The sequence below is a fragment of the Methyloglobulus sp. genome (assembly GCF_046714055.1).
Lineage (GTDB): Bacteria > Pseudomonadota > Gammaproteobacteria > Methylococcales > Methylomonadaceae > Methyloglobulus.
Window position 1 is genome coordinate 22,145 of record NZ_JBKKBJ010000093.1, and the last position, 6,670, is coordinate 28,814.

Below are 6,670 nucleotides of genomic sequence, written 5' to 3' on the forward strand. Positions count from 1 at the left end.
TTAAGGCATTGAAGCGATTGTTTTAACAGGGACTACTTCTACTTTGTCAGATTACATGAACACTCATTCATAATCGTCATTCCGGCAGGGATTGCCGGAATCCAGTCTCCATGGATGGATTTAAGCCTACCCTCCATGGCACTGGATACCCGCTTCCCGGCGGGTATGACGTAGTGGTGTTAATCTGACAAAGTAGAAATACCGCATTTCATTGTAAAAATGATAACTGAAAGTATTGCAATTTGTAAAGATAGTGTTACTATCTTTTAAAAATAGCTTTGCTGCTTTCCCCTTTAAATCTAAAAGGATCCGATTATGGAAGTAAAAAATATGTTTAAAGAACTCAAAAGCGACCTGCCTGCCAGTATTGTCGTATTTTTTGTAGCGGTTCCCTTATGCTTGGGCATTGCGTTGGCATCCGGTGCGCCCCTGTTCGCCGGTATCATAGCGGGCATCGTCGGCGGCATTGTGGTGGGTATTGCCAGCGGTTCGCCCCTGGGGGTTAGCGGCCCTGCTGCCGGGTTAGCCGTCATTGTGCTGTCCGCCATTACCACACTGGGTTCCTGGCCGGTCTTTTTATTGGCCGTGGTGCTGGCGGGCAGTATCCAGCTTATTATGGGTTTTGCCAAGGCGGGTTTTATCGCCTATTTCTTCCCTTCCTCTGTCATTAAAGGGATGCTTACCGGTATCGGGCTGCTGATTATTTTAAAGCAAATACCCCATGCCTTAGGCTACGATAAAGATGTTGAAGGCGACCTTTCTTACTTTCAAACGGACGGGGAGACCACATTTTCATCCATTGCCAGCGCTTTTGATGTCCTTACCCCCGGCGCAGCAGTGATTGCAGCGCTATCGCTAGCGGTATTGATATTATGGGATACGGTATTAAGCAAAAAACATAAACTGTTTCAACTGATACAAGGGCCCATTGTGGTAGTCGTTTTGGGTATTGTAATGAACACTTTTTACCAAAATGGGATTTTGAATTTGAGTTTATCTGCCACTCAAGTGGTCAGTATCCCTGTTGCTGAAAATCTGGCCGGCTTTTTCAGCAAGTTTACCTTCCCCGATTTTTCTGCGATAACAAACTTTGAAGTTTGGAAAATAGCGGTTGTATTGGCCATTGTTGCCAGTCTGGAAACATTGCTTTGTGTTGAAGCGACCGACAAGCTTGACCCCTACAAACGCGTGACGCCCACTAACCGGGAATTAAAGGCACAAGGGTTGGGTAATGTTGTCTCCGGCCTGATTGGCGGTTTACCCGTTACCCAGGTGATTGTCCGCAGCTCGGCAAATATTGCCTTTGGCGGTAAAACGAAAATGTCCACCATACTGCACGGCATCTTCTTATTGATCAGCGCCATTACCATTGCCGGATTACTGAATAGGATCCCGCTGGCCAGTTTAGCGGCCATCTTGATTATAGTGGGCTATAAGCTGGCTAAACCCGCGCTCTTTCAACAGATGTACCAATTGGGCGGGGAACAGTTTGTGCCTTTTATGGCGACTGTTATTGGCATATTGGCAACCGATTTACTGAAAGGGATTACCATCGGCATGGCCTTCGGCATCTTTTACACCTTGCGCCATAGTTACCACAACTCCCACTACATGAAAAATGTAATAACCACAGAAAAGGGGCGCGAAGTACACCATATTGTCCTGGCGGAAGAGGTTTCGTTTTTTAATAAGGCCAGCATATTAAACGTATTAAATAACATTCCCCACAATGCAAAAGTGATTATTGATTGCTCAAATACCAAATCACTTGCTTATGATGTCATAGAGATCATAGAAAATTATCAGCGCAGTGCCCTTACCAAGAACATAGCCGTCGAAACAATAAATTTTACTGAACCGGCTGTGTCTTAATCCATGCGCTTATACACAAGTCCGTCATTCCGGCAGGGATTGCCGGAATCCAGACTACAGGGACGTTTTGAGCTTGCCATCCCTGGCTCTGGATGCCCGCTCCCGTCGGGCATGACGGCACTTGTGTATAACGATATGACCTTAATCCATTCACGGAACATAAAGGAATAACATGAAAACTTTAACCAAAGAAATGCAAGCCGCCATTACGCCCGCAATGGCATTGGACTTATTAAAAGAGGGCAATAAACGCTTTGTCAATAACCTAAAAGTAAACCGCAACCTGCTGCAACAGGCCAATGAAACCTCCGACGGGCAACATCCGTTTGCGGTTATTTTAAGCTGCATAGATTCCCGTACCTCAGTTGAGTTGATTTTTGACCAGGGCTTGGGCGATGTGTTTAGTGTTCGTATTGCCGGCACTATTATTAATGAAGATATTCTGGGCAGTATGGAGTTTGGCTGCAAGGTGGCCGGTTCCAAAATCATCGTGGTGTTAGGCCATACCAAATGCGGCGCCGTAAGAGGCGCTTGCGACCATGTAGAAATGGGCAACCTGACAGCGCTGTTAAGTAAGATACAGCCTGCGGTTTATGATGAAAAAACCGAAACCGAAAACCGACATTCAGGCAACGATGAATTTGTGGAAAAAGTATCGGCTATCAATGTAAAACGGACGGTACATGCCATTATCGAACGCAGCCCGATTTTAAAGGAAATGATTGAAGCAGGCGAGATAGAAGTTATTGGTGGTATTCACGATATAACTACCGGTGCGGTAAGTTTTTATGACGATACTTTAATGATTGGCTCCTTATCCTTTCAGGCAGATGTAAAACCCCATTACAGCCACAGCCCAAGCGCGCTCGCGCGAGCCGATTGAGGGTCAAATATCATGAAAAACCTGTTGCCACACACAACGGAAAAATGCTCCCGGCATTTTCCGCACTTCCCACATCCCTGTGGGTCGCCGCGAACTCGAATCCCTATCGCTAAAAAACTGGGACTTGTGCTGATGCTGGTCGGTTTTATAACCATCCCAGACCAAATATTGCACTACCTGCTGGTTTTGGCGCATACCTTATATGAAAGTGCTGAATTCCTGTTTGAGGAAATTCTTGAGCATAGCGTGGGTGTCGGCAAGGTACACAGCCAAGCCATCTTTTTTTATCTGACTGTGTCCGCTGGGATCTTAGCTTTGTATTGGTTGTTGCGGTGGCTGCCCACTCTATTTCAACGCCTAAAAGCCGCCTGCCTGGAGCAATATGAACTTATCAGGACTCAGCCTATTCAGGCTTGGCAGGGTTTGCCGACCAACCAAAAAGTTACCCTATTGCTTATACAATGTGTTGGACTTTTCGGTGGTTTAGTTTTGCTCCTGTCCTAACGCCGCACGGTTGGGCAGAGCGGCTGCGAAGCCCAACATTCACGGCTTCGTTTATGTTGGGCTTCATTGCATTCAGCCCAACGGTTCTAATTCTTTCAGGCAGATGTAAAAATCTGCCGCTACAGCCGTCAGCCAAGTAGGGCGGACTGGCGGGCTGAGGATAATAAACAATGATATTAAAGCGCCAAACAAATTGGATTAGTTTTGTCATTATGATGATGGTATTAATGGTCAGCACTAACGCACAAGCCAGTTCCGATTTTCAGATATGGGTTCCAATAAACATTAATGCAAAATTGACAGGACAATTACGTGGGTTTTTAGAGCTCCAACCACGAATTGGAAATAACGCATCAAATCTTACCTCCGCAATCGTTAGGCCCGCTATTGGCTGGGCGATTAATGAGCAGGCTACCCTATGGGTTGGCTATGGAATGCAAGCCGATTCTGTTACACCCGATTCGGATACGTATAGGATTGAAAATCGAGCATGGCAAGGATTTACATGGAAAGATACCGCTAATGAAAAGCAATTGATATGGGAAGTTCGTAATAGGCTGGAAGAGCGTTTTTTAGCTCAGAATTCTGATCCCAGTATCCGCTGGCGAACACGTTTTCGGGTAGAACAGTTAATTCCTGACTGGTCGTCCTGGTCTGTCATTGCCTCTGAAGAAATATTCATGACGCTAAACGACAATTCTAATAATGCCCAATTACAAGCTGGAGCACAACAAAATCGGTTATACGTGGGTGTCGGTTATCGATTTGCTCCTGAGGTTCAAGTGGAAACAGGATATTTATACCAACATGTATGGAGAAACCCCCCATCGGTTGATCAATACAACAATGTATGGATGACAAATCTTAATTTGAATTTCTAAACTATAAGGAACTTGCCTGTGAACATTCCCTTTGATGACAAAACGCTCCGCCACTCGATCCGTCTACTGGGATCGGTTTTGACAAGGGTATTAAAAACCCAGGCCCAGCCTGAAATCGCCGCCACGGTTGAGCAACTGCAACGCAACTACACGAGATTATTGCGTGACGATAGCCTTCCACGGCAGCTAAACCTGCTGAAAATGGTTGAAAACTTAGATGCCGAGACCATCGGTGAGGTAGTACAGGTATTCAATCGTTATTTCAGCCTGCTCAATATTGCCGAGGAATCCCATTACCTGAGAAAACGGCGGCGGCAAGCCGAACGAGGCGGTCACTACTGGCCCGGTTCCTTTCACGATGCCCTGCTGGCGCTCAAGGAGTCAGGGGTAACGGCAGACAAGCTCCAGGTTCTGCTGGACGAACTACTGTATCTCCCAGTAATGACCGCCCATCCGACCGAGGCCAAGCGGCGCACCGTCAAGAGCGCCTTGCGCAATGTATTCCTGACCCAGGAAGCTTTGGTCGATAACCGCGTGAAGGGCTATTTTCGCAGGGAAGCGCTCGAACGGCTGCAATGCCAGATTCAGCTACTGTGGAAGACCGACGAAGTGCGCATCCGGAAGTTGGGTGTGGCGGACGAGATCGATGCCGGGCTGTTCTATTTTCCGCTTTCCCTGTTCCAAGCGACAACGCGGGTTTACCGTAATTTCGAACGTTCCCTGAGTGACGTGTACGGCGAGGACGTAGCCCGGCAAATCCGTATACCGAGCTTTTTGCGCTTCGGTTCCTGGATCGGGGGCGACCGCGATGGTAATCCCAATGTCACCTCGGAAACTACCGTACTGGCCTTGCGCCTGCAAGCGCAAACCATCTTGCAGGAATACATTCGTCGCCTAGACGCATTGCGCGGTCAACTATCCCATTCTCAAGGTCTCTGCGAATTTCCAGAGGCATTTGTAGATAGCCTTGAGGCTGACCGAACTATGCTTGGCACATCGGTAGCGGATCTGGAAAAACCCTATCTACAAGAGCCTTACCGTCATAAGTTAGCTCTGATGAAGTACCGTATGGAGTACGCGCTGATACGTGTTGAACAACACCTGCGCGGCGAGCCGGAACTGCCGAACGCCCGCGCCTATTCAGGGTTGACTGAGTTTTTAGATGATCTACGGTTAATCGACTCGTCCTTGCGCGGTCACGGCGATGCGGCTATTGCTGATTTGGAACTGCATGATTTAATTCGCCTCGCTGAAACCTTCGGCTTCCACCTGATGCAACTGGACGTGCGCCAGGAATCAAATCGGCACACCGAGGCTGTGGCAGATATTCTGAACGCAGCACTGGGGCTGAATTATCACGCCCTGGATGAAAACCAGCGTCTCGAACTGTTGAGCGAGGCCATCGCTGCACCCGGGGGTCTAATGTTCGATCCCGCTGCGCTGCCTCTGGCCAGCCGCGAAACGTTGGAAGCTTTCGAAGTCATGGCACGCATGAGGCGGGAAATCGCCCCAGACTGTTTGGGTAAGTACGTAATATCCATGACGCACAACGCCAGTCACATCATGGAGGTGATGCTGCTGGCTGCACAAAGCGGTTTGGTTGGTCGTCTGGGCGGTCATTGGTATTGTCATATCGGTGTTAGTCCGCTATTCGAAACCATTGACGATCTCAACCGGATTGAAGAAGTACTCACTCGGCTTTTTGACACCCCAGTCTATCGGGAATTGCTACGGATTTCGGGTAACAGCCAAGAAATTATGCTGGGGTATTCCGATTCCTGCAAAGATGGCGGAATTTTAGCTTCGGCTTGGGGCCTGTCACGAGCGCAGCGGCAAATTATCGCCATCTGCGATCAATACGGACTCAAGTGCCTCTTGTTTCATGGCCGCGGCGGTACAGTAGGACGTGGCGGCGGCCCTACCCACGAGGCCATCCTGGCGCAGCCGCCGGATACGGTACGCGGACAAATCAAATTTACCGAACAGGGCGAGGTGCTGTTCTACCGCTACAACAATATGGAAACCGCGATCTATGAATTGACGATGGGCGTGACTGGCCTGCTCAAGGCCAGTGTCAGCCTGGTACAACCAGTGCAGTGCGACCGTTCCGATGATTTGGCGGTGATGGATGAACTGGCACGGATCGGCGAACACGGTTACCGCGAACTGACCGAGCGCACCCCCGGATTTCTGGATTATTTCTACGAAGCAACCCCGGTCGGCGAAATCGGCGGGCTTAACATCGGTTCGCGCCCGTCACACCGCAAAAAGGGGGATCGCTCAAAAAACTCAGTGCGTGCCATTGGTTGGGTGTTCTCCTGGGCACAATCGCGGCAGACCTTTCCCGCCTGGTACGGCATCGGTTTGAGCCTTTCGACCTGGTGTGCTGGCAAACCGGAGCGTCTGGAAAAGTTGCGGGAAATGTACCGGGACTGGCCGTTTTTTCGCAATCTGTTGAGTAACGCCCAGATGGCGCTCAGTAAATCGGACATGAACATCGCCAAGGAATATGCCAGCCTGTGCGTCGATC

5 protein-coding genes are annotated in these 6,670 nt (G+C 49.0%); all 5 read left to right on the forward strand.

Going from position 1 to position 6,670, the window contains the following annotated elements; genetic code table 11:
* Window positions 1-315: 315 nt before the first annotated feature.
* Complete coding sequence (locus ACLQ6D_RS05825; protein WP_411726340.1) at window positions 316-1,872, forward strand: SulP family inorganic anion transporter; 1,557 nt, start codon at window positions 316-318, stop codon at window positions 1,870-1,872.
* A 172-nt stretch (window positions 1,873-2,044) separates the two neighbouring features.
* On the forward strand, window positions 2,045-2,755 hold the full coding sequence (locus ACLQ6D_RS05830; protein WP_411726341.1) for a carbonic anhydrase family protein: 711 nt from the start codon (window positions 2,045-2,047) through the stop codon (window positions 2,753-2,755).
* Between the two features lie 12 nt (window positions 2,756-2,767).
* Window positions 2,768-3,259, forward strand: coding sequence for a hypothetical protein (locus tag ACLQ6D_RS05835; protein ID WP_411726342.1), 492 nt, complete (start codon window positions 2,768-2,770; stop codon window positions 3,257-3,259).
* A gap of 170 nt (window positions 3,260-3,429) precedes the next feature.
* Window positions 3,430-4,140, forward strand: coding sequence for a DUF2490 domain-containing protein (locus tag ACLQ6D_RS05840; protein ID WP_411726343.1), 711 nt, complete (start codon window positions 3,430-3,432; stop codon window positions 4,138-4,140).
* 78 nt (window positions 4,141-4,218) lie between these two features.
* The coding region (locus ACLQ6D_RS05845) for a phosphoenolpyruvate carboxylase (protein ID WP_411726344.1) at window positions 4,219-6,670 on the forward strand (2,452 nt) is incomplete at its 3' end.

Excerpts from the sequence above, each read along its gene's own strand:
- ACLQ6D_RS05840 (WP_411726343.1), top strand. The coding sequence starts at position 3,430 with ATGATATTAAAGCGCCAAACAAATTGGATTAGTTTTGTCATTATGATG.
- ACLQ6D_RS05830 (WP_411726341.1), top strand. The coding sequence starts at position 2,045 with ATGAAAACTTTAACCAAAGAAATGCAAGCCGCCATTACGCCCGCAATG.
- ACLQ6D_RS05835 (WP_411726342.1), top strand. The coding sequence starts at position 2,768 with ATGAAAAACCTGTTGCCACACACAACGGAAAAATGCTCCCGGCATTTT.
- ACLQ6D_RS05825 (WP_411726340.1), top strand. The coding sequence starts at position 316 with ATGGAAGTAAAAAATATGTTTAAAGAACTCAAAAGCGACCTGCCTGCC.